This window comes from Micromonospora sp. NPDC005203 (genome assembly GCF_042872705.1).
In the GTDB taxonomy this organism is placed as follows: domain Bacteria; phylum Actinomycetota; class Actinomycetes; order Mycobacteriales; family Micromonosporaceae; genus Micromonospora.
Window position 1 is genome coordinate 153,161 of record NZ_JBIAKV010000011.1, and the last position, 25,543, is coordinate 178,703.

The 25,543-nt window shown below is 69.5% G+C and carries 25 protein-coding genes, 1 pseudogene and 1 riboswitch; of the genes and pseudogenes, 16 read left to right on the forward strand and 10 right to left on the reverse strand.

The window, feature by feature from the left end; translation table 11 throughout:
* Positions 1–37: 37 nt before the first annotated feature.
* Positions 38–823 (reverse strand): transcriptional repressor LexA, encoded by a 786-nt coding sequence (gene lexA, locus ACFYPM_RS23400; protein WP_387200567.1) that lies wholly within the window; start codon positions 821–823, stop codon positions 38–40.
* Between the two features lie 542 nt (positions 824–1,365).
* Here lexA and nrdR point away from each other — a divergent pair.
* Together nrdR and ACFYPM_RS23410 are read left to right on the forward strand one after the other, a co-directional pair.
* A complete protein-coding gene (gene nrdR / locus ACFYPM_RS23405; protein WP_387200570.1) occupies positions 1,366–1,866 on the forward strand; it encodes a transcriptional regulator NrdR in 501 nt (166 codons plus the stop codon).
* Positions 1,867–1,898: 32 nt separating this feature from the next.
* Entirely contained in the window at positions 1,899–4,805 is a 2,907-nt protein-coding gene (locus ACFYPM_RS23410) for a vitamin B12-dependent ribonucleotide reductase (protein ID WP_387200574.1), read from the forward strand.
* Between the two features lie 167 nt (positions 4,806–4,972).
* Here the strand turns inward: ACFYPM_RS23410 and ACFYPM_RS23415 are convergent, their stop codons facing one another.
* Positions 4,973–5,464 carry a hypothetical protein gene (locus ACFYPM_RS23415; protein ID WP_387200578.1) on the reverse strand — a complete coding sequence of 164 codons (492 nt, stop codon included), beginning with the start codon at positions 5,462–5,464 and terminating at the stop codon, positions 4,973–4,975.
* 101 nt (positions 5,465–5,565) lie between these two features.
* Between ACFYPM_RS23415 and ACFYPM_RS23420 the strand changes: the two genes are divergently transcribed.
* Positions 5,566–9,099: a hypothetical protein gene (locus ACFYPM_RS23420; RefSeq protein WP_387200582.1), complete on the forward strand. Its 3,534-nt coding sequence runs from the start codon at positions 5,566–5,568 to the stop codon at positions 9,097–9,099.
* On the opposite strand, the gene ACFYPM_RS23425 is transcribed toward ACFYPM_RS23420, so the two are convergent.
* Positions 9,096–9,689 carry a DNA-binding response regulator gene (locus ACFYPM_RS23425; RefSeq protein WP_387200585.1) on the reverse strand — a complete coding sequence of 198 codons (594 nt, stop codon included), beginning with the start codon at positions 9,687–9,689 and terminating at the stop codon, positions 9,096–9,098. The two genes, ACFYPM_RS23420 and ACFYPM_RS23425, sit on opposite strands and share 4 nt — an antisense overlap.
* Before the next feature lie 189 nt (positions 9,690–9,878).
* Here ACFYPM_RS23425 and ACFYPM_RS23430 point away from each other — a divergent pair, with 189 nt between their 5' ends.
* Positions 9,879–10,172 carry a hypothetical protein gene (locus ACFYPM_RS23430; protein ID WP_387200587.1) on the forward strand — a complete coding sequence of 98 codons (294 nt, stop codon included), beginning with the start codon at positions 9,879–9,881 and terminating at the stop codon, positions 10,170–10,172.
* A 629-nt stretch (positions 10,173–10,801) separates the two neighbouring features.
* On the opposite strand, the gene ACFYPM_RS23435 is transcribed toward ACFYPM_RS23430, so the two are convergent.
* Together ACFYPM_RS23435 and ACFYPM_RS23440 are read right to left on the reverse strand one after the other, a co-directional pair.
* Entirely contained in the window at positions 10,802–10,984 is a 183-nt protein-coding gene (locus ACFYPM_RS23435) for a DUF397 domain-containing protein (RefSeq protein WP_387200590.1), read from the reverse strand.
* 10 nt (positions 10,985–10,994) lie between these two features.
* Entirely contained in the window at positions 10,995–11,855 is an 861-nt protein-coding gene (locus ACFYPM_RS23440) for a helix-turn-helix domain-containing protein (protein WP_387200593.1), read from the reverse strand.
* A gap of 305 nt (positions 11,856–12,160) precedes the next feature.
* On the opposite strand from ACFYPM_RS23440, the gene ACFYPM_RS23445 reads away from it, so the two are divergent.
* From ACFYPM_RS23445 to ACFYPM_RS23465, 5 genes and pseudogenes are all read left to right on the forward strand, one after another.
* Entirely contained in the window at positions 12,161–12,340 is a 180-nt protein-coding gene (locus tag ACFYPM_RS23445) for a hypothetical protein (RefSeq protein WP_387200596.1), read from the forward strand.
* On the forward strand, positions 12,337–12,555 hold the full coding sequence (locus ACFYPM_RS23450; RefSeq protein WP_387200599.1) for a hypothetical protein: 219 nt from the start codon (positions 12,337–12,339) through the stop codon (positions 12,553–12,555). The genes ACFYPM_RS23445 and ACFYPM_RS23450 overlap by 4 nt, the downstream gene beginning before the upstream one ends.
* A complete protein-coding gene (locus ACFYPM_RS23455) occupies positions 12,552–12,719 on the forward strand; it encodes a hypothetical protein (protein ID WP_387200602.1) in 168 nt (55 codons plus the stop codon). The genes ACFYPM_RS23450 and ACFYPM_RS23455 overlap by 4 nt, the downstream gene beginning before the upstream one ends.
* 120 nt (positions 12,720–12,839) lie before the next feature.
* Positions 12,840–14,489, forward strand: coding sequence for a hypothetical protein (locus ACFYPM_RS23460; RefSeq protein ID WP_387200605.1), 1,650 nt, complete (start codon positions 12,840–12,842; stop codon positions 14,487–14,489).
* Between the two features lie 5 nt (positions 14,490–14,494).
* Positions 14,495–14,800, forward strand: a pseudogene (locus tag ACFYPM_RS23465) (vitamin B12-dependent ribonucleotide reductase); the annotation flags it as partial.
* Between the two features lie 55 nt (positions 14,801–14,855).
* Here the strand turns inward: ACFYPM_RS23465 and bluB are convergent.
* Together bluB and ACFYPM_RS23475 are read right to left on the reverse strand one after the other, a co-directional pair.
* Positions 14,856–15,482: a 5,6-dimethylbenzimidazole synthase gene (gene bluB / locus ACFYPM_RS23470; protein ID WP_387200608.1), complete on the reverse strand. Its 627-nt coding sequence runs from the start codon at positions 15,480–15,482 to the stop codon at positions 14,856–14,858.
* Positions 15,483–15,510: 28 nt separating this feature from the next.
* Positions 15,511–15,632, reverse strand: a riboswitch (cobalamin riboswitch).
* Positions 15,633–15,705: 73 nt separating this feature from the next.
* On the reverse strand, positions 15,706–16,605 hold the full coding sequence (locus tag ACFYPM_RS23475) for a bifunctional 5,10-methylenetetrahydrofolate dehydrogenase/5,10-methenyltetrahydrofolate cyclohydrolase (RefSeq protein ID WP_387200612.1): 900 nt from the start codon (positions 16,603–16,605) through the stop codon (positions 15,706–15,708).
* A gap of 232 nt (positions 16,606–16,837) precedes the next feature.
* Here ACFYPM_RS23475 and ACFYPM_RS23480 point away from each other — a divergent pair, with 232 nt between their 5' ends.
* Entirely contained in the window at positions 16,838–17,407 is a 570-nt protein-coding gene (locus ACFYPM_RS23480; RefSeq protein WP_387200615.1) for an RNA polymerase sigma factor, read from the forward strand.
* A gap of 18 nt (positions 17,408–17,425) precedes the next feature.
* Complete coding sequence (locus ACFYPM_RS23485) at positions 17,426–18,391, forward strand: CU044_5270 family protein (RefSeq protein ID WP_387200618.1); 966 nt, start codon at positions 17,426–17,428, stop codon at positions 18,389–18,391.
* A 76-nt stretch (positions 18,392–18,467) separates the two neighbouring features.
* Here the strand turns inward: ACFYPM_RS23485 and ACFYPM_RS23490 are convergent, their stop codons facing one another.
* Positions 18,468–19,580, reverse strand: coding sequence for an FAD-dependent monooxygenase (locus tag ACFYPM_RS23490; protein ID WP_387200621.1), 1,113 nt, complete (start codon positions 19,578–19,580; stop codon positions 18,468–18,470).
* Positions 19,581–19,726: 146 nt separating this feature from the next.
* On the opposite strand from ACFYPM_RS23490, the gene ACFYPM_RS23495 reads away from it, so the two are divergent.
* Positions 19,727–20,662, forward strand: coding sequence for a DUF2332 domain-containing protein (locus ACFYPM_RS23495; protein WP_387200623.1), 936 nt, complete (start codon positions 19,727–19,729; stop codon positions 20,660–20,662).
* Between the two features lie 40 nt (positions 20,663–20,702).
* Here the strand turns inward: ACFYPM_RS23495 and ACFYPM_RS23500 are convergent, their stop codons facing one another.
* Positions 20,703–21,644 (reverse strand): MerR family transcriptional regulator, encoded by a 942-nt coding sequence (locus ACFYPM_RS23500; RefSeq protein WP_387200626.1) that lies wholly within the window; start codon positions 21,642–21,644, stop codon positions 20,703–20,705.
* Between the two features lie 75 nt (positions 21,645–21,719).
* Here ACFYPM_RS23500 and ACFYPM_RS23505 point away from each other — a divergent pair, with 75 nt between their 5' ends.
* Both ACFYPM_RS23505 and ACFYPM_RS23510 read left to right on the forward strand, forming a co-directional pair.
* Positions 21,720–21,974: a DUF5522 domain-containing protein gene (locus ACFYPM_RS23505; protein ID WP_387200629.1), complete on the forward strand. Its 255-nt coding sequence runs from the start codon at positions 21,720–21,722 to the stop codon at positions 21,972–21,974.
* A 115-nt stretch (positions 21,975–22,089) separates the two neighbouring features.
* Positions 22,090–22,641: a hypothetical protein gene (locus tag ACFYPM_RS23510; RefSeq protein ID WP_387200632.1), complete on the forward strand. Its 552-nt coding sequence runs from the start codon at positions 22,090–22,092 to the stop codon at positions 22,639–22,641.
* A 19-nt stretch (positions 22,642–22,660) separates the two neighbouring features.
* On the opposite strand, the gene ACFYPM_RS23515 is transcribed toward ACFYPM_RS23510, so the two are convergent.
* On the reverse strand, positions 22,661–23,350 hold the full coding sequence (locus ACFYPM_RS23515) for a metal-dependent transcriptional regulator (protein WP_357247558.1): 690 nt from the start codon (positions 23,348–23,350) through the stop codon (positions 22,661–22,663).
* 100 nt (positions 23,351–23,450) lie between these two features.
* On the opposite strand from ACFYPM_RS23515, the gene ACFYPM_RS23520 reads away from it, so the two are divergent.
* Positions 23,451–24,311, forward strand: coding sequence for a sulfurtransferase (locus ACFYPM_RS23520; protein ID WP_387200636.1), 861 nt, complete (start codon positions 23,451–23,453; stop codon positions 24,309–24,311).
* 48 nt (positions 24,312–24,359) lie between these two features.
* A complete protein-coding gene (locus ACFYPM_RS23525) occupies positions 24,360–25,541 on the forward strand; it encodes an acetoin utilization protein AcuC (RefSeq protein ID WP_387200639.1) in 1,182 nt (393 codons plus the stop codon).
* The last annotated feature ends 2 nt before the right edge of the window (positions 25,542–25,543 follow it).

The window sequence follows — 25,543 nt, forward strand, 5'->3', positions numbered from 1 at the left end:
GCGGGTGAGCGCTCGTGAGCACTCACCCGCCGATCGGTCAGATGCGGCGCAACACCGCCACGACCCGGCCCATGATGGTCGCGTCGTCTCCGGGGATCGGGTCGAAGGCCGGGTTCTGTGGCATCAGCCAGACGTGCCCGTCGCGCCGCCGGTAGGTCTTGACCGTCGCCTCGCCATCCAGCATGGCGGCCACGATCTCGCCCGAGTCGGCGGTCGGCTGCTGCCGGACGACCACCCAGTCGCCGTCGCAGATCGCCGCGTCGAGCATCGAGTCGCCCTTGACCTGGAGCATGAAGACCTCGCCCTCGCCCACGAGCTCGCGGGGCAGCGGGAAGATGTCCTCCACGGCCTGCTCGGCGAGGATCGGCCCACCGGCGGCGATCCGACCGAGCATCGGCACGTACGCCGGGGTCGGTCGTTGTGCCCGGGACAGCTCGTCGTCGATGGCCTCGCTGGGGGCGCGCACGTCCACGGCACGTGGCCGGTTGGGGTCGCGGCGCAGGAAGCCCTTCTTTTCCAGCTCCTTGAGCTGGTAGGCGACGCTCGACGGCGACACCAGGCCGACCGCCTCGCCGATCTCCCGGACGCTGGGCGGGTAGCCGTGCCGTTCCACCCAGTTGCGGATGAACTCCAGGATGCGCCGCTGGCGGGCGGTCAGGTCGACAGTCGCCGGGTCGGGGAAGGCGCTGACGACCGGGGTGACCGGGCGTACGGCGGGCTGACCCGTCCGGCTGCGCGCGGCGGTGCGGCGTCGGGTGGCCGGGGGGCCCGCCTCGGTGATCTGCTGCGGGCTCTTCGGCCGGCTGGCCCGTTCCTCGGTCACGTCCGTCCTCCCTGGTCGGCGCTGGGTGCCTCGTCGGCTCGTGGTGCGTGCGGTGGTGCCACGTTGTTCATGACCGTATAGGTGAGATCGGTCATTTTCAAACATCTGTACGACCTCTCACCGGCGTGTCGGGGTGAAAAACCGCTCCCGTCGTACGGATGTTCTGATAAATGGTACGTCGAGTAGTACTGGTGTTCGATCCTCGGCCGTTTTCCGGGCCGATCCGGCCGCCCGGTCGGTAACCCGGGAGGAGTCTCGACGTTGGGGTTTCTGGACGTGCTGGCGGTCGTGGATGACCAGATGGTCCGTGACGCGCCGGACACGCCGGCGAACTTGACCCGGCTTCCCCGGCGACATACGGTCGACCCCTACATGTAGTAGTGACACGGGCGTAAGTTGCCCACAGGTTGGGTCCGACTACCGACCGCACTCCCGTAACGTCAATCACGGCGGGCGTCATCCGCGGATGGCACCGTCGTGGTGAGTCGTGCCCGGGGGTGCTCGGTCCGGGTTGCAGTTGATCATTATCAAGGAGGTGGGCGATGCGGTGTCCGTACTGCCGGCACGCTGACTCCCGGGTGGTCGACTCGCGGGAGGCCGACGACGGCCAGCTCATTCGACGGCGGCGGTCCTGCCCGGAGTGCGGCAAGCGGTTCACCACCGTCGAGGAGGCGGTTCTCGCGGTCGTCAAGCGCAGCGGGGTGACCGAGCCGTTCAGCCGGACGAAGATCATCGGCGGGGTGCGCAAGGCGTGCCAGGGCCGGCCGGTGGACGACGACTCCCTCGCGCTGCTCGCGCAGCGGGTGGAGGAGACCGTCCGGGCCAAGGGGGCCGCCGAGATCCCCAGTCACGACGTGGGCCTGGCGATCCTGGGTCCGCTGCGCGACCTGGACGAGATCGCCTACCTGCGGTTCGCCAGCGTCTACCGCTCGTTCGACTCGCTCGCCGACTTCGAGCGCGAGATCGACACGTTGCGGGCCGTGGCGCGAGCCCGGGAGCAGGGCCGGGCCGACGCGGTCGAGGCCGCCGGCCGTACCAATTGACTTCACTGTTATTCGAAAGATCAGGACGCGCGGTGGGTGACCGCGCAGACGAGGGGGGCGACGGCGTGACAACTAGCCGTTCACGGAGCAAGGCAGGCGCGGGGCTGAAAATCGAGCGGGTGTGGACGACCGAGGGGGTCCACCCGTACGACGACGTCGCGTGGGAGCGCCGCGACGTCGTGATGACGAACTGGCGGGACGGCTCGATCAACTTCGAGCAGCGGGGGGTCGAGTTCCCGCAGTCGTGGAGCGTCAACGCGGCGAACATCGTCACCACCAAGTACTTCCGGGGAGCGGTGGGGACCCCGGAGCGCGAGTGGTCGCTCAAGCAGCTGATCGACCGGGTGGTCACCACCTACCGCACCGCCGGTGAGGAGTACGGCTACTTCGCCAGCCCGGCGGACGCCGAGATCTTCGACCACGAGCTGACCTGGATGCTGCTGCACCAGGTGTTCAGCTTCAACTCGCCGGTGTGGTTCAACGTCGGCACGCCGTCGCCGCAGCAGGTCAGCGCCTGCTTCATCTTGGCCGTCGACGACTCGATGGACTCCATCCTCGACTGGTACAAGGAGGAGGGGCTGATCTTCAAGGGCGGCTCCGGCTCCGGGGTCAACCTGTCGCGGATCCGCTCGTCGAAGGAGCTGCTCTCCTCCGGCGGCAACGCCTCCGGCCCGGTCAGCTTCATGCGCGGCGCGGACGCCTCCGCCGGCACCATCAAGTCCGGCGGCGCGACCCGGCGGGCGGCCAAGATGGTCATCATCGACGTGGACCACCCGGACATCCAGGAGTTCGTGGTCACGAAGGCGCGCGAGGAGGACAAGATCCGCGCGCTGCGGGACGCCGGCTTCGACATGGACCTCGGCGGCTCCGACATCGTCAGCGTGCAGTACCAGAACGCCAACAACTCGGTCCGGGTCTCCGACGAGTTCATGTCGGCGGTGGAGAACGACAAGGGCTTCGACCTGCGCGCCCGGCTGGACGGTTCGGTGATCGAGACCGTCGACGCCAAGAACCTGTTCCGTTCCATCTCCCAGGCGGCCTGGGAGTGCGCCGACCCCGGTCTGCAGTACGACGACACGATCAACGACTGGCACACCTGCCCGGAGACCGGGCGGATCACCGCGTCGAACCCGTGCTCGGAATACCTGCACCTGGACAACTCCTCGTGCAACCTTGCCTCGCTCAACCTGATGAAGTTCCTCCGCGCCGACGGTGGCTTCGAGGTGGAGAAGTTCGTCAAGTCCGTCGAGTTCGTCATCACCGCGATGGACATCTCGATCTGCTTCGCGGACTTCCCGACCGAGAAGATCGGGGAGACCTCCCGCGCCTACCGGCAGCTCGGCATCGGCTACGCCAACCTCGGCGCCCTGCTGATGGCCACCGGCCTGCCGTACGACTCGGAGCAGGGCCGCTCGGTCGCCGCGTCGATCACGTCCCTGATGACCGGCACCGCGTACCGCCGCTCCGCCGAGTTGGCCGGCGTCGTCGGCCCGTACGACGGCTACGCCCGCAACGCCGAGCCGCACAAGCGGGTCATGCGCAAGCACGCCGCCGCCAACGACGAGATCAAGCCGACCAGCCCGGTGGCCACCGCGATCGTCCGCGAGGCGACCAGGCAGTGGACCCAGGGCAACAAGATCGGCGACAAGTTCGGTTGGCGCAACGCCCAGGCCAGCGTCCTCGCCCCGACCGGCACCATCGGCTTCATGATGGACTGCGACACGACCGGCGTGGAGCCGGACCTGGCGCTTGTCAAGTTCAAGAAGCTGGTCGGCGGCGGCTCGATGCAGATCGTCAACCAGACGGTGCCGCGCGCGCTGCGCAGCCTCGGCTACCCCGAGGAGCAGGTCGAGGCGATCATCGAGCACATCGCCGACCACGGCCACGTGGTGGACGCCCCGGGCCTCAAGCCGGAGCACTACCCGGTCTTCGACTGCGCCATGGGGGAGCGGACGATCGCCCCGATGGGCCACGTGCGGATGATGGCGGCCATCCAGCCGTTCGTCTCCGGCGCCATCTCCAAGACGGTGAACATGCCGGAGGCGGCCACCGTCGAGGACGTCGAGAAGATCTACTTCGAGGGCTGGAAGCTCGGCCTCAAGGCGCTGGCGATCTACCGGGACAACTGCAAGGTCGGCCAGCCGCTCTCGGTGGCCAAGTCCAACAGGGTCACCGCGCCGGCCGCCGTCGAGACCGCACCGGCCGCGCCGGCCGCGGTCGAGAAGGTCATCGAGTACCGGCCGGTGCGTAAGCGCCTGCCGAAGAAGCGCCCGTCCGAGACGGTCAGCTTCTCCGTCGGTGGCGCCGAGGGTTACCTGACCGCGTCGTCCTACCCGGACGACGGCCTCGGCGAGGTCTTCCTCAAGATGTCCAAGCAGGGCTCGACCCTGGCCGGCGTGATGGACGCCTTCTCGGTGGCCATCAGCATCGGCCTGCAGTACGGCGTGCCGCTGGAGACGTTCGTCAGCAAGTTCACCAACATGCGCTTCGAGCCGGCCGGCATGACCGACGACCCGGACGTGCGGATGGCGGCCTCGGTGATGGACTACATCTTCCGTCGCCTGGCGCTGGACTTCCTGCCCTACGAGCGCCGTGCCGAGCTGGGCATCTTCACCGCCTCGGAGCGGGCCGCGCAGCTGCGGGCCGAGGCCGACGCGGAGGCCGCCGCCGTCACCGGCGCCGAGCTCACCGCAATGGCGTCGTCCGCGCCGGTGGAGACCCCGGCCAAGCCGGAGGCTGTCGCCCAGCCGGCCCAGGAGATGGCCGACGTGGCCGCCGCCAAGCCGGCGCCGAGTGTGGGTTCCAGCACCGAACTGCTGGAGGCCGTGATCGGCAAGGCCGCCGACGCGCCGCTCTGCTTCACCTGCGGTACGAAGATGCGCCCCGCCGGTAGCTGCTACGTCTGCGAGGGCTGCGGCTCCACCAGCGGTTGCAGCTGAGCGTGAGTAACTCCTAAGAGGAATCACTGGCTGACATCCAACTGAAGGCATACAACAGGTGCCTCCCATCCAGTTTCGGGTGGGAGGCACCTGCATTGGCTGTAGTAGGGCCGGTGACAGACACGCTTCGAGTCGATCCGCGCTGGTCCCGGCCTGGCCGTCGAGGTCTATGCCGCCACCGCCGTTAGTGTCACGCCGGAGACGAGCACCAGGACCGGAAGGGCGAACCAGAACCGCTGGGTGCTGCCGGTGATGGCGCGGCTCCACCGGTAGAGCCGACCGGCTTCGTGCGAGCGGTCCGACTCTTCGAGCAGATCCTCAATGTCGGGTTCCGGACCGGACAGGAACTCGGCGTCGAGAGCGTCACGGAGACGCATGGCTCGGCGCCGGTTGCGCTCGTGCAGCTCGGTGTACGACGCGGCGAATCCGAGACCGAGCAGACCCACACTCACAACGCCAAGGCACAGCGCGAGGTCCGACCGCCATATGTGCCCGTCGGCCGAGATTGCCGCGATCAGCAACGAAGCGATGACGATCGAGAAGTTGACCACGTTGGAGCGGAGAGTCTCTGCGTGCCGGGAATGCAGCCGTAGATCGGCGTACATCCCCCAGAGAAGGTCTTTTCGGGCCTTGGCGGTGTCTGACAGCTGATCAGGCATCGTGTGTTCCTCCGAGGGGATCGGGCCTTGAGCCTATTCAGTTGATCACGCTCGGCGCATAAGTTGGCAACACTGCGTTAGTGGGACAGGGGGAGGCGAGCGTGTGGGGAGAACTCGTCGAACCGGAGCGGTGGAAGGAGGGCCTGGACGAGGACGGTCGGGCATGTGTCGACGAACTCGCGCAGGCGCTCCGTGGTCAGTCCTACAACGTGGTCTTCAAGGAGTGGTTCGGCTCCGGGCGGAGCGGAAGCCCGGTGGCCCGCGTTCTGCGTCAGAAGAGACGTGGCAACGACGACCAGGTCGTTCTGAAGTTCTGCGCCTCGGCGGATCGCGCTGACCGGCTGGCCCAGGGATGGTACGAGCAGGAAGCGTTTTGTAAAGAACATCTGGCGGAGACGGAGGAGACGCCTCTGCCACTCCCGGGCGGCAAACTTGTCGTGTTCATGCGTGTCGCCGGGGACAAGCTCTCCGAGTACCAGGCGCTGGCGAAGTTGCGAGATCACCGCGACTTTCACCAGCGCTGCGGTGCCGTCGTCCGTTCGGTGATCGCCGAGTGGAACCACTCGGGCATCAAGGTGCGGAACCGGTCCGTCGGACAGGTCGTGGCGGCCATCGTTGCCGGGAGGGCGCAAGGCGTACGTGCGTGGACGCCATCAAGACCGCTCCGCGACGATCCGAGGTCGTTCCTGTACGGTGCACACGCCGACCTGGTCCTGGATGTGCAGATCGGTAAGGCCCACGGGGATCTGAGCGCCCGCAACATCTTGCAGCGGGCCCATCCGGAGTCTGCCGCTGAGTTCTGGCTGATCGATTACGACCACTTCGCCGACGACGCGCCGCTGGCCAACGATCCGATGCACCTGCTCGTGGCGTTGGCGCTGGATGACTTCGCCGAGGTGCGCAACCGCGGGCGCGAGTACATCAATGCCATGGTGAATCCTCATGGTGACCACTCCCGGCGGATCAGCGAATTCCTTGATATCAGCCGTGCGATCCACGAGGCTGTCGGCGCCGGTCTCTCGGGCAGCGGCCTGGGTGATTCGTGGCAACCGCAGTGCCTGGTCGGCCTCGTCGGCGCGGCCTTGGTTCACCTGGGACGCAAGCTCCATGTGGGTGATGGCTCCCTGGATAGGGCGCAGGAGCTCGAGCAGGAGGCCAAACAGTGGTGCTTCGAACTGGCGGCCGCCGCCGCTGCGCGCCTTCTTTCTGAGTACGATCACGCGCCCGCTCCGGCCCGTTTCGCCGCTGCGAGCGCGTCCGCGCGACAACAGGTTCCCGACGGTCAGAGGGCTGGCCAGTCCAGTGACCTGGGCGTCGCCGCAGCAGATCTGCTCGGACGTGAGGATCAGCACCGCAGGCTGCGAACTCGTCTGGCCACCGGTCCCTTCGGCATGATCCTGGTTCGGGGCCGCCCGGGCATGGGCAAGACGAACTTGCTCGACGTGACGCTTCAGGCGCTCCAGAGCGGCGACGTCATGGAGCGCAGCGTGCACATTCGAAAATACCTCGCGTCGCGGGGTCGCCGGCTGGACGTGCGCACTCTCATCGACCTGATCGGCGGCGAGCCGGTACCGGGAATGCCGGCGGCGGGCAGGTCGTCACTAGTGCGGCTCGAGGCCGTGCTCGACGACTTTGCCGGCCCACCGGTGGTGGTGGCGGTCGACTCCGCGGAGAGCCTCCTGGATCCGCACAGCCGGGTGCTGGTCGACCGGGATCTTGACGAGGCGTTCGCGCTGCTCAGCGACGAGCCTGATCGCCGGATCTCGATCGTTCTCGCGACACAGCAGGACCCGGTCTCACCGTCCGGTTTTGGGTGGCCGGAGATCGACGAGCCCATCGTGGTCGGCCGAGTCGAGCCGCAACAGTTCCTGGCCTTCCTGCGTACTCGGGACTACAACGGGATGCTTGAGCTCGACGCATTGCCGGATGAGCAGCAGCGAAAGCTGTGGCAGCGTTTGCAGGGCAATCCGCGGTTGGGCGAGCTTGTCTGCGCGATCGTCTGTGGCAGCTCGATCGATCTTCAGAGCCTCGTGGACGGCCTACCACGTGGCGTCGAGGCGGCGGTGGCGTCGCACATCACCGGACTGCTGGTTGAAAACGTCGACGATTGGCGACGTGACGTACTCCATGCTGTCGCGGCGTTTGGTACCCACGTACCGTTGCACGCGGTTGTGGAACTGCTCGCCGACAAGTGGTCGCGGGAGAAGGTCGCCCGGGCGGTGAGGTATCTCCTGCAGGTGAGAGTTCTTCGTAGCGCCCACAACGACGACGTTCATCTGCCACCTGCTGACGCCTGGATCATCCTTTCCCGCATGCCGGTCACCGAGAAGCGAAGACTTCTGGTCCGGGCGGCGAACACGCTCTATGACCTGCGTGAAGTCGCACCCCGCAATCTCGAGGACCTGAGGATTCCCTTCGCGGAAGTCGAGGTGCTGATCGCTGCGGACGAACTCGTTGCGGCGCACGCCGTGATCGCCGAGATCGACGATTTGCTGCGCGTGTGGAATTGCAGCTACCTACTCCTTGAACAGCGATTGTCGGTCCGCGGCGCGCTCGAACATATCGAGGATAGGCTTTCCAACGAGAACGCCATCGCGAGCATCTACTTCGCAACGGGACGGCTCGAGGAGGCCGACGGGGTCTACGGCAGCGCTCTGAAGCTTGCGCATCAAGATGGCCGGGCCTCTGACGCGATCGCACTGCACAATAACCTCGGCCTGCTGAATCTCGCCGCGAATCGGACAGGACGCGCCGAGGCGGAGTTCACGTACGCCCGCCAGGAGGCGCTTGCCACGGGCGACCAGGCGGGGCTCGCCGGAGCGCTTGAGGGCTTGGCGTATTGCCGCCGCCGGCAGGGCGACTACGACGCCGCCGTCGCCCACGCCCGAGCCGCGTTGGATCTGCCTGGGATCGCCGACGACCGGCGACTCACGGTCATCTTGCGACTGGTGCGCTGGGACGCCGAACGTGGCGACCTCGACACCGCCTGGACCTGGCTTGCCGCGGCAAGGGAGATGGCCAGCGAGCGTAACGAGGACGCGCTCATTGCAGCCTGCATCGAGAGCGAAGCCGATCTGGTGCTGGGCGCGAACCTCGAGGGCGGATCCGTCGACGAGGCGGTGCGCCTCGCCCACGGTGCCGTTGACCTAGCACTGCGCTTGGAGAACGCATCGATCCTGCGTCGGGCCCGCACTACGTTGTGCGTCGCGTATCTGAGGCAGGGCGACTTTTTCGAGGCAGCGCGGCAGATCAGGCGGGCCTACCACTACCGTAGGCCGCAGCCGCCGCTGGCCGTCCTAGCCCTACTGGCGCTAACCACTCGGCTCACAGAACCCGCTGCCGCCTCGGCGTGGTTCGACCGGCTACTCACCTCGACGACGGAGCGCCTGAAGGAAGATCCCGATGCTATCTCCACACGAGGCTTCGAAGCCTTCGCGCGTTCCGGTCGTCTGCTCGAGCGGCGCGATACGCTCGAAACGGCAATTGCGGCCATCAATGGCAGTGGCCAGGGTCGAGTCCATGCCGCAGCTCGCGGGCTGACGGCTCGGCTGCGGTTCCTCCTACAGACCCTCGATGCCTCAGGTACGCCTCCCGGGCAGCTCGCGCCAGTTATTGCCCGGCTCGAGGACGACTAAAGCCAGCCCCATTCCCGAGCCCGCATGATCGCCTCCACCCGGCTGCTGGCTCCCATCTGCTTGTATAGCGCTCGCAGCAGGCGGAACATGGCTCGCTCCGAATAGCCGCTCTGTAGGGCGAGCTGGGCCACCGTCGTGCCTGCGGCGAGCTCGCGAAGCCAAACCGCGCCGGCCGTCGGCAAGGGTGTTGTGTCGGCGGCCGCGCCTAGTACGGCGGTCATCACCCCCGTCGGCATCACCGACTGCCCGTCGAGCGTGGCCTCGACGGTTCGCCGCAGTAGTGGCGCGACCGCGCCACGCGGTAGAACCGAGCGGGCGCCGCTGCGGATAGCCCTGGAGCCCTGGGCCGCCGGGACACCGTCGATCAGTGCGATAACAGCCGGTGGTGTGGGCACTTCACCCAGGCGAGCGAGAAGACGCCAATCCGCTTCATGGGCCAGGGTCAGCAACACCAGGGCGGAGCTGCGTCGTGACGCCCACGCCACCAGATCGTCCGGTAGATCGACCGCATGCCCGGCGGCGGACAGGACTGCTGTGACGCCGTGCCGGAACATCGGCAACGGGTCGACGACCGCGACGCGAACGGCCACGGAAGGGGGTCCTCTCTGCCGGCGGATCTCGCTTTGGATCAGGATCATCCCGCACTGGCCCTCGCCACGATGGTCGTGGCGGAGTGCTGCCAGAAGACGTCAGGGGCCTGCCAGGAGATCGGTCGTGGACCGGCGGGAGCACCGTTTCCTAGCGTCGTGAGTATTGGACGGCACGAGGTGGAGGTGCTCATGGCCTACTACGGCGACCCGATTCTCCCCCAGCCTCACCCGATCGCGCCGGCATCACTCGCGGAGCTTGCCGCCGGCATGACGACACCGCCCTCCGTCGAAGCCGAAGAATCGGTACGACGAATCACCGCTCGGTATCCGCAGTGGAGTCCATCACGGGTCAGCGCCACGATCCGGGCCGAGACTAATCGGCACGACATCACCATCGCGCAGATCGCCTGGGTCATGCTGCAAGTACGCGAAATGAGCCCAACTTACGTGAACGAGCGTGAGGCGCAAGCACCGCACGAGTGACTGTCGTTTCTCAGCCAAGCTGCCACTCTGCTGATGCAGGTAGTTGGGATCTCGGCCGACAGCAGGGTGCCGATGCGCCGCTGGACATCGAGGAAACCTATTCTGGAGCGTCTGGCTCGACGGGTTCGGGATGCTTATCGGCGACAGCCCGCGCCGCAGGCTACGCGGCCCGATCGTCTCGTCCACGCATGGTCACATGGCCTCGTCTGCGTCCCAGATGGTCGCCCCGATCAGGCGGGCCATCGGCTCGGAAAGCCGGGGCGGCGTGTGATCTGAAGTACCCGCTGCGGCGACACGTTGAACAGGGCGGCCAACTCGCCAGGCCCGTACAAGCGCGGTCGCTTCACAGCCTGGTCGTAGGTGCGCGTTGGGTTGCGCCCGGGGCCGGTCTATTTTGGAACGGCGACAGCGATGTGTAGAGCGACCATCGCAAGCCTCGATGGAGGACGTGTTTCCAAGCAGCGGCGATTCGAACCGTAGGACTGGGCCGACCCGGTCCTTTCGTCGTGGACCTCGTCGGGTCGGTGGACGCATGTGACCTCGACGTGGGTACTGCTTGCTGCCGCTGGAGGCTCTAGCGTCACCCGAGCGCACGGCACGCTTGCTGTCCTGGGTATTGGGGCCGGGAGCTACCGGATGCTACGTACGAACCCCGTCCATGCGCCCCTCCTGAAGCGAAGGGTTGACCCGTTGGGGTCCTTGCTGTCGCGCACCGCGATGCTCGTATCCAATTCGGCAACCTCGATACAAGCGCCGCCGTTGTTGTCGCTGTAGCTCGACTTGCGCCAGACCAGGTTGTCCGAAGTTTCCATGATCACTCTCTCAGGTCTGTTGCCGCTCCACGTCGTCCGCCATCCTCAGGATGAGCTTGCGCGACTCTACCGGCCCGAGAGCGGCTGCCCGGAGTCGGTCCCACAGCCGAGTGTAGGCCCGTACGGCGTCCGGCCGGTCAAGGTAGTCGGCGTCGGTGAAGGTCTCGACGTAGATCACGTCCGATGCCGCGTCGTCCCCGAAGCGCAGGATGATGAAGCTGAACGATGCCGTCTCGTAGGTCTGTGCGTTGAACGGGAACACTTGAAGGGTGACGTTGGGCTGCTTGCTGACCTCTGTCAGGTGCAGGAGCTGATCCCGCATCGTCGTCGCGTCACCGACACTTCGGCGCAGCGCCGACTCGCTGAGGATGAAGCTCAGGTCAGGCCCGCCGTCCTGCCGCAGAATCGACTGCCGTTCCAAGCGCACGGCAACCTGCCGGTCGACCTCGTCGGTGGGCGGGCGTGGGTGGGCGATCGCGTTCATGGCACGGATGTAGGGCTCGATCTGAAGGACTCCGGGGATGACCTCTGGCTGGTACCAACGGATCTCTGACGCGTCACCTTCGAGGTCCAGGTACTGGCGGAACCAGTCGGGTACGGCGTTCCGGTAGGTGCTCCAGCGCCCACGTTGTCGACCTGCTCGTGCAAGGTCGCGGAGCGATTCGGCGTCATCGCCTCGAACCCCGTAGAGATCGAGTAGCAGGTTCAGGTCGGTGAGCTTGATTCCCGACTGTCCAAGCTCGACCCTGCTGATCTTGCTTGCTGCTGCGTCGATGACAACAGCCGCCTCGTCCTGCGTCTTGCCTGCGCCTTCACGTGCCCGCTTGAGAGCAAGGCCCAGGCGCCGTCGCTGGATCGTCGGGTTCACCACCGGCTGATTATGGCGTGGTCATCGCTGGATGCCGCGACACGCCGCGAAGAGGTTCCCAAAATAGGAGTCCAACTTTAACGTGGTTGTACTTCCAAAATAGGAGTCCAAGTTTGGGGTCTCATGGGATCGCACGTGCCGTACGACGACTACCTGCTGGCGGTGGCGCTGACTCTGGCTCGGCGGCATCGGCCGGTCTGGTCGTGGCGACGGTGGCGGTGGGTCTGCCGGTGTGGAGCTGAACTGCCGTGTCGGGCCAGGCACCGCATCCCGATCCGGCGAGGCCACTGGCCAGGGGAGGAGCAGGAGTGACCGAGGATCAGGTCGAACGAATCTTGTCCGTGCACCTGCCCGGCCTTGGCGGGCTTTGCGCTGGCTGTCGCTGGTGGTGGGAACGGCTGTCCCCGTACCCCTGCTATCAGGCGGAATGGGCGGCCCGCTGGCACGCCCGGTCGGTCACCCGGCGCTTCCTGGATGGTCTGTCGTGACCACCCACGGCCCGGTCCTTCCGGTGTGGACCTGCGGCGGCTGCGACGCGCACTGGCCCTGCCGGACCCGGCGCACCGAGCTGCGTGCCGAGTTCGACCGCGCACCGGTGTCGTTGGCCCTCTACATGGGGTCGTACCTGGTCTGGGCGGCCGAGGACCTGACCTGGGTGCCCGCCGGGCTGCTGCACCGGCGCTTTCTGGGCTGGGTCCGGTGAGTCTGATCCGGCGGGGCGACGAGCGGTTCCACTACAGCGACAACTCGCACAAGTGGATCCCGCCCGATCCGGACTACGACCAGGAGGTCTGGGACGAGATGGTTCGGCAGCACCAACGCCAGCACTTGGAGGAGATCTCCCTGCGCAGGACGCCGCGCCAATGAACCGTGATGTGGTCGAGGTGGTGAAGCCGTCCCAGCACCTATCGGAAACTGCCTTGTCCTTGAGTGGCAGGCCCTGCAGGATGCCAACATGATCGAGAGAATCGAACCTGCCGCCAACCGGTGAAGCGCTCCGAAGCCCGCGTGCTGGGTGCCGGGCCCTTCCGCGAAATCGGCCAGCCCCGCGTCACCGCCAATTCCCCCAACGGTGATCTGATCGCGGTCGGTGGTGATCTTGGTTGGCCGCAATGGCACGGCCGTGACATCGGTTGCGGCTCGGGGCCGCATCCGCTGGCGGTCTACCGGACCGACGACCTCACCTGCGTCCACCAGGTCACCGCTCGCTGGCCGGTCCACAGCATCGCCTTTCATCCAACTCTGCCCCTGGTGGCGATCGGCACTGGCTCCTACGACGGCGGGTGGTCCTACGAGGGCGAGTTGCTCCTGCTGGACCTGACCGCCGGTATCGCCGTCTCGTTGCTGGAATATCCCCGCGAGGTGCGAAGAGTCGCGTGGCGAAGCCCGCAGATGCTCGACCTGGTGCTGGCCATCCCGTGTGACCCGGACGAGCAGCGGTTCGGCACTACCTCCCTGGCGTGCTCGATCAGCCGCGATGACTGGGACCGAGCCGTCGTAGGCATGCTGCAGATGCCTTATGGCGAACAACCGGTCCCGGACGAACCTTCGATCGATACGGCGGCGGCAGTCGCCACTGTCTCGCAACTCTGCCGCCGACGCGGCCAGGTGTGGGCGGCCCGACGGGGCGTGTGGGCAGTCGAGGCGCTCGCAGATGGCCGGATCCTCACCGCACTGGAGGGTGTCGGTCTTGAATGCTGGTCGGGGACATCTGCGGAGTTGCTCTGGCAGGTACCAACCGATCGCACGGGTTATCAGATCCGCGTGCTGCCGGGCGATCGGACGGCCCTGGTGTTGACACAGGTGCCGCGCCGGTACGGGGGTGGGCGGTCGACCCAGGACCCGAGCGGCGTGCTGGAGATCGATCTGGACGACGGCACGGTCCGCAAGACCCACGAATCGTCCAATCCCGCACTCCTGGTTGGCAGGATCGATGGCTCGTGGGCGCTTCGCGACACCGACCATGACAGGCGCAGCAAAACAGCCGGAGAAGTCACTTTCGGGCCGCCCGCTGATGCTGCGGCCACCATCCAACTCGGCCCGTACGACCTTTTCAACCACTTTTTTGACATCCGCTACGCACCGGATCTGCTGTTTCTTCAAGGCCGGAGGGGCGAGCCCTGGCGCGACAAATGGGTGGTCGCTGTCGACGTGCCAACGGGACGGGTCCGGCAGCTCTTTCCGCTGGAATGGGATACGTTGCGAGGCGGCCACCTGTTCGGTGGCGTCGGTGCGTACCTGGACGACCGGGCCGGGCCGTCGCTCGTGCACACGGGCGCGGTGCACAACGGCGGGGGAAGACTGCCGGGAAACGCCGTCGTGGTCCGCCGCCGGTATCTGACCGGTGAGCTGCAATGGATCTTCACCGCCGATCGGGAGGCCACCGCCCTGGACGCCGACGACACTTTCGTCTACGTCGTGTTCAACACGGGGGAGCTGGTCGTCCTGAGGACCGAGGACGGCAATGTCCACGCGCGACATGAACTACGGATCGCCGGCCACCCGGTTGTACCCCTCTCGCTGAGGCGGATAGATGTCGGCCGCCTGGCGATCGGCACCCTCGACGGCCAGGTGCTTGTCGTTCCCGTCCCGGCGGCTGTAGGAGAGGTCGCGGGGCGGCGTGTGGGTCAGGCTTGAGCGAACAGCGGGCCGCCCAGTTGCGGGCCGAGGCCGCCGCCGTCACCGGCGCGGAGCTCACCGCGATGGCGTCGTCCGCGCCGGTGGAGACCCCGGCCAAGCCGGAGGCTGTCGCCCAGCCGGCCCAGGAGATGGCCGACGTGGCCGCCGCCAAGCCGGCGCCGAGTGTGGGTTCCAGCACCGAACTGCTGGAGGCCGTGATCGGCAAGGCCGCCGACGCGCCGCTCTGCTTCACCTGCGGTACGAAGATGCGCCCCGCCGGTAGCTGCTACGTCTGCGAGGGCTGCGGCTCCACCAGCGGCTGCAGCTGACACGTCAGCGACGAGCCCCGGGCGTTCGCGCGCCCGGGGCTCGTCCGTGTGCTGGTCACTCGGACCAACGGTCGTGGTGTATCACCGACGACAGCGGACGTCGCTGACGCCAGCCGTGCCGCTCCAGGTCCGGCGTCTGCTCCAGATGGGTGACCGGGCCGAGGCAGAGCCACGCCACCGGGCGGACGGTGGCCGGGATGCCGAGCAGATCGCGTAGGAACGGCTCCCGGTAGAACGAGACCCAGCCGACCCCGAGCTGCTCGGCGGTTGCGGCCAGCCACAGGTTCTGGATCGCCAGACAGACCGAGTAGAGGCCGGCGTCGGTGATCGCGTGTCGACCGAGTACGGCCGGCCCACCCCGCTCCGGGTCGTAGGTGACCACGACCGACAACGTCGACTCTCGTACGCCATCGATCTTAATCCGGGCGAAGCGTTCCGCCGCCGGACCGTCGAGAGTGGCCGCGAAAGTGTCCCGCTCCCGCTCTACGTGTCGGTGGAACTCCTGCCGCAGCTCTGGATCGCGGACCAGGATGAAGTCCCAGGGTTGGGAGAGACCGACGCTCGGTGCGGCGTGCGCCGCCGTGAGGATCCGATCCAACGTATCCGCGGGGATCGGCGCCCCGGTGAATTGGGCACGTACGTCCCGGCGGCGGTGGATGGTCTCGTAGAGCTCGTTGTTCACGGCAGGCTCCCGCTGCGCTCGCGCCCCTGACGGGGCGATGACGCGAGGCCGGTCTTCGGACCCCGGTCACCGCGGCGGACCCGTGCCGGACTCACACCGGCTTCCCGATTCTCCCCACTCGCGCGGGGCACCTCGCAACGTCTGTGCCACCGCGCACCATAGCGGCCCCCACGAACCTGGGACTAACCCCGCCATGAATGCGCGGTTGGCGCAGCGGTGCGGGCTACTGGCTCGCTCGCTCGGCCGCGCGTACGGCGTTGCGGAACAGCATCGCGACGGTGGTTGGACCGACCCCGCCGACCCGGGGCGTGATGGCGCCGGCGACCTCGGCGCACGCTTCGTCCACGTCCGGCAGGAGACGCCGCCCTTCGTAGCGGACGCCGGCACCGATGACGACGGCGCCGGGCCTGACGTGCTCAGGCCGCACGATCCGGGGTACGCCGGCGGCGGCGACGAGGATGTCGGCGCGGCGGGTGTAGCGGTCCCAGTCGGGCACGCCGGTGTGGACGACGGTGACGGCGGCGTTGGCGGTCGGGCGCTTCTGGGCGAGCAGCATCGCCAGGGGACGGCCAAGGGTGGCGCCGCGACCGAGGATGACGACCTCACGACCGGCGACGGGGATCTGGTGGTACGCCAGGAGTGCTTCGATGCCGGCGGGGGTGCACGGCAGCGGGCCGGGCAGGCCGACGGCGAGACGCCCCATGTTCAGCGGGTGCATGCCGTCGACGTCCTTGTCCGGGTCGATGGTCAGCAGCGCCGCGTCGTAGTCCAGATGCCCCGGCACCGGATACTGCACGAGCAGTCCGTGCACGGCGGGATCGGCGTTGAAGCGGGCGATGGCCTGGTGCAGCTCGGCCTGGGTGACGGCGGCGGGCAGATGCACGTGCGGGGACGCGAACCCGAGCGCGACGGCCTGGCGCTGCTTGATGGCGATGTAACCGGCGCTGGCGTCGTCGTCGCCGACGAGAATGGTGGCGAGGCTCGGCGTGATCCCGCGGCTGCGGAGTGCTGCGGCAGCGGCGGCGGTCTCGGCCAGGACGGCTTCGGCGACGGGAGCACCCGGCAGGAGCCGGGCCGGGCCCGACGAGGTGTGGTGTTCGGTGGATTCGCTTGTCGTGGTCATGACGGTCCCTCGACGCGGGCGCCCAGGCGGTCGACGCCCGCGAGAGGCTCCCCGATGGTTCCACCATCCCCGTGCCGCCAGTCGCCGGTGCCTCGATAGTGCCCCATCACCAGGGCGACTGCCCAGCTGACCGGCCGTGCCGCCTCGGGCGGGGCCCACTCGCCCGGGGGTTTGGTAACACCAGCGGTCCGGCTGACGAAGAAGAGGTGTGAGTGACGAGAGGGGACAGCCTGTGCGTGAGCCCAGCGAAGCGGGGGGTGACATCTCCGGCATCGGGGCCGATCCGGTGGCCTTCGAGGTCTTCTACCGGCGGCACCTGGAGGCGGTGGGCCGGTTCGTGGCGCGGCGGGTCGACGACCCGCACCTCGCCGCCGACCTGACCGCCGACGTGTTCCTCGCGGTGATCGAGTCGGCGGACGGCTACCGGCCGGACCGGGGTAGCCAGGTCGGCTGGCTGTACGGGGTGGCCCGCAACGTCATCGGCGACGAGCGGCGTCGGGCGGCCCAACGGCTGCGGGTGACCGGCCGACTGGCCGGACGACGGGACCTGGGTCCCGATGACATCGCCCGCATCGAGGAGCGGATCGACGCCGAGTCCGTGGCCCGCCACACCTATCGGGCGCTGAGCGAGCTGCCCGAGGGCACCCGAACGCTTGTCGAACTCGTCGCCGTGGACGGCCTCAGTGTCGCGGAGGCGGCGACCGTGGTCGGGATGTCCCCGGTCGCTGCTCGGGTCCGCCTGCACCGTGCCCGTCGCGTCGTCCAGGCCGTGCTCGCCCGTCCGGCCACCACCCTCGCCTGATGAGACGGAGCTGACATCATGAACAAGATCGAACAGTCGACCGAGGGTTTCGAGGAGCAGCTCCTCAGAGACCTGACCGCCCACGTCGCTCGGCGGGCCGAGGTGGCTTCGGCGACCCGCGCCGCCGGACTCCGTACCCGGTTCCCGCGCGGTTGGCGCCTGGCCGGAGCGTTCGGACTGACCGTCGTCCTGACCGCCGGCGCGCTGGCGGTCCAGACGATGGGGGTGGGCGACAGGCCGCCGCCCACGGCAACCGCGTCGGAGATCTTCCGGATGGCGGCCGACGCCGCCCGGCAGCAGCCCGAGCTCACCGCCCGACCCGACCAGTACGTCTTCACGGAATCCCTGGTGACGCTACGGGACGAGCCGGCCAGCGGCCCGTACCGGACACATCGGACCGAACTGTGGCAGTCGGCCGGCGGAGTCGCGTACACGCAGGCACGCTATCGACCGGAGACCGATCCGAACGGGTGGAGCGAGGTGCAGGTGCTCCGCCTCGATGATCCCGGGGATCCCGACCGGCAGCTCGACGCCTTCCAGTCGCCCGCGTACCACGGCGACCTGCCCACCGATCCGGACGAGTTGCTCCGATACCTTCGGGACCACCCGGTCGACCTGCACCTCCCCGAAGGAGCCGATGAGGAGGCCGTCTACGGGGACGAGAGCATGGTGTACACCACCGCGCGGATGATGCTCCAGGGCTACGTGCCGCCCCGAGCGCTGGCGGCGCTGTTCGAGTTGTTGGCGCGCGAGCCCGGGGCCGTCGTCATCTCTGGCGACGTGGTGGACGCCGCCGGTCGGCATGGGGTGGCGATCCGGATGCCCGGCGTGATCGGCGGTAACGAGGACTTCCTCTTCGACCGGGACACCCACGTCTTCCTCGGCCGCCGAGGGTCGGTGGTGCGCGACGGCAAGGAGTCCCTGGGACTGGCTTTCGCGCTACTCCGCATCGCCATCGTCGACCGGCCGGGCCAGCAGCCCTGAGCAGTGCCGGGCGGGTCGCCGATCAGGAGGTCACGCGAGAAGACGACGGGAAGGGGCAGCGCCGCGTGCGGGCGGTTCAGGGCTGGGCGAACAGCGGGCCGTAGTTCGAGCGGAACATCTGCTCACCCAGGCGGCGCATCACCAGGTCGCGGAGCGCGGGCGGGAGCCCGGTGGCCCGGTCGCGGCGGCGGGTCTGGCTGAGCACCCAGTCGGTACGCGGGCGTCGCCGCGCCTCGTACCCGCGCAGGGCTTCGGCGATGGACCCGGCGGCGGCCAGCGACGCGGCGAGCACGACGCCGTCCTCCAGTGCCATCGCCGCGCCCTGGGCCATGTTCGGCGAGGTGGCGTGGGCGGCGTCACCGATCAGCAGCACCGGCCCCCGGGACCAGGCGTCGAGCACGACCTCCTGGTTCGGCCCGGCGTACAGGGTGCTGTCGTCGTGGTCGAGGGCCTTGAGCATGCTCGCGACCGGCTCGGTGAACGTCGCGGCCACCTCGTCGCGCCAGCCGGGTCTGTCGACCACCGGGCCGTCGTTGTAGTAGCAGTACGTCTGCTCGGCGCTGATCGGGATCGTCAGGAACTGCCGACCACGCCCCAACTGCACCGACCAGACCGGCTCGGCGTCGATCCGGGGGGCGATCCACCGGTACGCGTACTGGCCGAGGTCGCGGGCCGCCGGAGCGTCGAAGGCGAGCCGCCGGACCGTCGAGTTCACCCCGTCCGCGCCGAGCACCAGGTCGTACCGTTCGATGTTGTGGTCGTCGAACTCGACGGCGACCCGGTCGCCCTCCTCGGCCATTGCGACCGGGTGGCGGCCCCAGCGGATCGGGGTGTCCCGGACGCCGGCGAGCATCGCCCGGTGCAGGTGTGCCCGGGGCAGCGACACGCACGGCCCGACGCCCCGCCACAGCGCGGTCACGTCGATGTCGAAGAGGCGGCCCCCGCGCTGGTTGGCGCTGCGCTGTCGGGTGATCTCCACGGCGACGTCGGCGACCGGCTCCCGCAGACCGAGTACGGCGAGCATGCGGGTCGCGTTGCCGGTGAGGTAGATGCCGGTGCCGGAGTCGGTCGGCCCGGGTGCCCGCTCGACCACGTCGATGGTCGCGCCCCAGTCCCGCAACGCGGCCACCGTCGCGAGCCCGGCGACACCTCCACCGACGATCAGTACCCGGACACCGTTGCCCCGCATGACACACTCCTCCCCGTTGCCCCTGCCCGCACCGCCGCTGAGCTGCTGCTCGACGGGCCGGCCGCCGCAGCACTCTACGAGGGCGGTGAGTCAGCACACGGGAACGGGGGCTGAACTTGCGAGGAATGGGCTGCGACGATGAGGGCATGACGACCGCTGAGGCGTACGCCGAGTTCGGCAGCCGCGAGGCGCGCGGCGTGTCGCCCACGTACGAGCGTCTGGCGCAGGCCGTCGCCCGCGACGACGCCCTGCTCGCCCTGCTCGACAGGCTCCCGCCGGGCAAACGGCAGCCGAATCTGCTGTTCGGCGTCGTGCGCTGGCTCGGCGGCCCGGTCGACGACCCGGTCGCGTTTCACGAGTACGCGGTGACGCACTGGCCCGCCGTCGAGGCGGAGCTGCGCACCCGGGCCACCCAGACCAACGAGAGCGGCAGGTGCGCGGTCCTGCTGCCGGTGCTCGCCGCGCTGCCGCAGCCCCTCGCCCTGCTGGAGGTCGGCGCGTCCGCCGGGCTCTGCCTCTACCCCGATCGGTACGCGTACCGCTACGGCGATCACGAGGTCGGCTCCGGCGAGCCGGTCCTGGAGTGCACGGCCGGTGGGTTGGTGGCGCCGGCCCGCGTACCCCGGGTGGTGTGGCGGGCTGGTCTGGACCTCAACCCGCTCGACGTGACCGACCCCGGCGACGTGTCCTGGTTGGACGCTCTGATCTGGCCGGAGCACGCGCACCGGCGGTCCCGGTTGCGTGCCGCGGCGGCCCTCGCCGCGGCCGACCCGCCGCTACTGGTCCGCGGCGATCTGGTGGACGACCTGCCGGCGCTGGCCGCCCGCGCGCCGGCCGACGCGACGCTCGTGGTCTTCCACACGTCCGTGCTCTACCAGGTGCCGCCGCCGCGCCGGGACGCGTTCGTCCGGCTGGTCCGTGAGCTGCCGGGGCACTGGATCGCGAACGAGGCGCCGGAGGTGCTGCCGTACGACGGGTTGCCCGACCCGCCGAGCGACGCGCTGCACAACGTCCTCGCGCTCGACGGGCAGCCGCTGGCCTGGACCCGGGGCCACGGCCAGGCGATGACCTGGTTCGGCTGAAGCCACCCAGCCACCCAGCCACCCAGCCGGCTCGGCCGGCTCAACGAATCGGTGCCGGCATCCGGGCGTGCAGGGCTCGGATGAACCAGTCCACCGCCGGCGCGGTCGCATCGCCTGTCGACCAGCCGTTGAGCACCGCCAACAGGTCGAGGTAGCGGTCCCGGCGGGGATCGTTGGCCGGCACCAGCCGGTCGAGCAACCGCTGACGCAGGTCGGCGTCGTCGGAGTGACCGTGCAGGCTCGCGTACCGGCTGGTGGCTGCCGCGACCACCGGATCGGCGTCCGGGCTGGTCGGGTCGAGTCCGGCCGCGAGGGCGGGGGCCACCGCGTCCCGGACCACCGCGACGGCGTCCGGGCGGGGCAGCCCCGGGACGTCGTGGTCGGCGGCGTGTTGATGCGCCAGCCGCCGCATCCGTGCCCGGAACTCCGGCTCCCGGCACATCTCGGCCAGTTCCAGCCACGCCTCGACCTGCTCGGTGGTGGGGTCGTCGGGAAGTTCCGGTGTCATCGACACGATCACACCCGGGTACGCGGGCTGGTCGCCGAGGCCGGCGAAGACGCTGGCCAGGAAGTCGGCGACCAGGTGCCCCCGTTCACGGGCGGTGAGCTGGACCAACCGATGCAGGTCGTCCACCTCGGCCGGCCCCGACCCGCGCTTCGCCGCGAGGGTGAGCACCGCCTGGCGCAGCCGCAGCACCCGGATCTGCACCGCCAACGCCTCGGCGTGCGCGGCGGCCACCTCGGGCAGGGGCACCTCGCGGTCCACCACCCGCCGGATGGTGGCCAGGTCCACGCCCAGGTCGCGCAGCGTCCGGACCAGGTCCAGCCGGGCAACCGCCGCGGCGTCGAAGAGGCGGTAGCCGCTCGGGCTCCGGTCCGTCGGTGGCACGATCCCGCTGTCGGCGTAGTACCTGATGGTCTTGACGCTCAGGCCGGTGCGGCGGGCCAGCTCGCCGATCGTGTACTGCTTCGTACCGCTCATGCCCCCACCCTCGCGTCTCCCCCCGCTGGAGACTCAAGCGTGGAGCAGGCCGCGGCGGATCCCTAGACTGCGGCGGTGACCGAGGAGCGACGACCCCTGGCGGATCGGCCGCTCACCGAGCCGCACCCGTCCCGGCTGTCGCCCGCGCACCCCGACCGGGCCCGGATCCTCGCCACCCACGCCGCCGCGCTGACCGCCGGGGAGGCCGGCTACCTCGACCCGGCGACGGGGTTGTTCGTGCTCAGCGCCGGGTTCCTGGCCCGGCGAGGCACCTGCTGCGGGCGCGGCTGCCGACACTGCCCGTATGTGGACGATCCACCGTCCGGATGAGCGCGGGCAGACCGCCGGAACGAGGACTTCCGCGCGACACTTACACCCCGTACGGTGTCCGACGGACATCCGGCGGGCGCCTTCCGCCGTCGGTCGGTCGGCGAGAGGGTGGAACGTGCGCGGGCGGATCGTGGTCGGAGGGCTGGCGGGGCTGCTGATGAGCGGCTGCGCCGCCGAGGCCGAGCCGGTGGCGGTGCTGCCGCCACCGGTGCCCATCGCCGTGGACGTGGCGGCGGCGTCCTCCGGCGGCGCCTGCCGGCTGTTGGACTTCGCGGTGATCGAGGAACTGGTGAAGGTGCGCTTCGACGTGGCGGCGGCCAGCGAGCAGGGCGACACGCACACCTGTGTGGTGCGGGCCGGAGGCGCGGCGTGGCCGGAGCTGACGCTCAGTGTGTCCGAGACCACGATCGACAAGGCCACCTTCGCCGCGGACGTGGTGCCGGACAAGGCGGCGAAGATCACCGGCCTGGGTCAGCAGGCGTACCGGCGGACCACCGCCGCGGCGAGCGGGCACGGGCCGGTCGCCGAGGTGGGCTGGCTGGCCACCGACGGTCGGCTGGCCACGTTGAGCTGGACCGGTGCGCGGGGGAGCGAACGCACGGCGGCGGAGAAGATGACCGCTGACCTGGGCGCGCTGGCCAAGAAGGTGGACACCCGGGCGCTGTGACGCCCGGATAACCGATTGGTCAACTGGCGGCGACGAACACCCGGGAGGCGACTTCGCGGGGGAGTCGTACCCGGTCGCCCGACCTGTCGATCGACACGCCGTCGCGTTCCTGCGCCACGGTGACCGTGGCGCCCGGGTCGACACCGGCGGCGTGGAGTTGACGCAGCACGTCGGCGTCCTTCTGCACGCTCTCGCAGATCCGGCGCACGACGACCGGCCCGGAGAGGCCGGGGAAGGCCAGATTGCGCTCGCCCTCGACGGCCTCGGTGGCCTCCTCGGCCGGCGAGCCCAGCTCCTGTAGCCCCGGGATCGGGTTGCCGTACGGGGAGCGGGTCGGCCGGTTGAGCAGGTCGTACACCCGCTTCTCCACCGCGTCGCTCATCACGTGCTCCCAGCGGCAGGCCTCTTCGTGGGCCTCCTCGTAGGGCATCCCGATGACGTTTACCAGCAACAACTCGGCGAGGCGGTGCTTGCGCATCACCGACACGGCGCTGCCCCGGCCCTGCACGGTGAGCGTCAGGTGCCGGTCGCCCTCAACGGTGAGCAGGCCGTCGCGCTCCATTCGGGCAACGGTCTGGCTCACGGTGGGGCCGCTCTGTTGCAGCCGTTCGGCGATCCGGGCACGCAGCGGCGGCACCCCTTCCTCTTCCAGTTCGAGGATGGTGCGCAGGTACATTTCGGTCGTGTCGACCAGGTCGTGAGACTTCATAACGTCAGCGGCCCTCCGGTGCACGATGCTACCTCGGAGAAGCACCAGCGACCGCCGCCGAGCCGCGTGCCGTCGACGCGAATGGTGTTGGATGGTCGTCATGTCCGGTACCCAGGAGCCGCTGGTCGAGGTCGACCGGCTCGCCGCCGAGCTTGACCAGGATGATCCGCCCACCCTGCTCGACGTTCGCTGGCGGCTCGTCGGCCCACCGGGCCACGACGACTACCTCGCCGGCCACCTGCCCGGCGCGGTCTTCGTCGACCTGGACACCGCGCTCTGCGGGCCGCCCGGCGTCGGCGGCCGGCACCCACTGCCCGACCCGGCCGCGTTGCAGGCCGCGCTGCGGGCCGTCGGCGTCCGCGCCGGTCACCCCGTGGTGGTGTACGACGGCGGCGACGGCCTGGCCGCCGCGCGGGCCTGGTGGACGTTGCGCTGGGCGGGACACCGCCCGGTGCGCCTGCTCCACGGTGGCTATCCAGCCTGGGTCGCCGCCGGCCGGCCCGTCTCCACCGACGCGCCCGCCCCGACCCCCGGTGACGTCGCGGTACGCCCCGGTGATCTCCCGGTGCTCGACGCGGGGCAGGCCGCCGAGTTGGCCGCCGCCGACGACGCGGTGCTGCTCGACGTGCGGACGGCGCCCCGCTACTCCGGTCAGGTCGAGCCGATCGACCCGGTCGCCGGGCACGTGCCGGGTGCCGCGAACCTCCCCGCCGGGGAGTACGTCGGTCCGGACGGGCGCTTCCCGGCCGCCGACGCCCTGCGTGAGCGGTTCGCCACCGTCGGAGTGACCGGGGCGCGGGCCGTCGGGGCGTACTGCGGCTCCGGGGTGACCGCCGCGCAGGCGGTGCTCGCGCTGCACCTGGCCGGCCGCACGGACGCCGCGCTCTACGTTGGATCGTGGAGCAACTGGGTGGCCGATCCCACGCGCCCGGTCGCCCCCGGGCCGATATCTGCGCGCTGACCAGCGCGTGCGGTGGGTCGGCGACGGTCCTCGTGCGACGATGGGCTCATGTCCGACGACACGGTGGTGGTGTGGGACTCCTCGCTGCTCGCCTACGACATGGGTGACCATCCGCTCGACCCGGTGCGGGTGGAGCTGACCGTCGCGCTGGCCCGGGATCTGGGCATCCTGGATCGGCCGGGGGTGCGGATGGTCAAGCCGGAGCCGGCCGACGACGCCCTGCTCACTCGCGTGCACCACCCGGCCTACCTGGCCGCGGTGCGGGCCGCGCCCCGCGACCCGCTCTTCGCCGGGTACGGGCTGGGCACGTCCGACAACCCGATCTTCGAGGGGATGCACGAGGCCAGCGCGCTGATCACCGGCGCGACGGTGGCCGCCGCCGAGGCGGTCTGGCGCGGTGACGCCAGGCGGGCGGTGAACGTGGCCGGCGGCCTGCACCACGCGATGCCCGCCCGCGCGTCCGGCTTCTGCGTCTACAACGACCCGGCGGTGGCCATCGCCCGCCTGCTCGACCTGGGCGCGGAGCGGGTCGCGTACGTGGACGTCGACGTGCACCACGGAGACGGTGTACAGCAGATCTTCTTCGACGACCCCCGGGTGCTCACGGTCAGCGTGCACGAGACGCCGCTGGCGCTCTTTCCGGGCACCGGGTTCCCGGACGAGACGGGTGGGCCGGGCGCGCAGGGCACCGCTGTCAACATGCCGTTGCCACCGGGTGTCGACGACACCGGTTGGCAGCGGGCGTTCCACGCGGTCGTGCCGTCGGTGCTGCGCGCGTTCCGGCCGCAGGTGCTCGTCACCCAGTGTGGCGCCGACGGGCACCGACTGGATCCGCTCGCCGACCTCAACCTGACCGTGGACGGGCAGCGGGCCACCTACCTGGCGATGCGGGCACTCGCCGACGAGTTGTGCGACGGCCGGTGGGTGGCCACCGGCGGCGGCGGGTACGCGCTGGTCGAGGTCGTGCCCCGGGCCTGGAGTCACCTGCTGGCCGTGGCCACCGGTGACCCGATCGACCCGGCCACGCTCACGCCGGCGGGCTGGCGGGAGTTGGTCGCCTCCCGTCGTCTGGGCCGGGAGGTGCCGCTGCGGATGACCGACGACGCCGACCCGTCGTACGAGACGTGGCAGCCGACCGGCGAGCCGAACGCGGTGGACCGGGCGATCGCGGCGACCCGCAAGGCCGTCTTCCCGCTGCTCGGGCTCGATCCACACGATCCGCGGGACTGAGC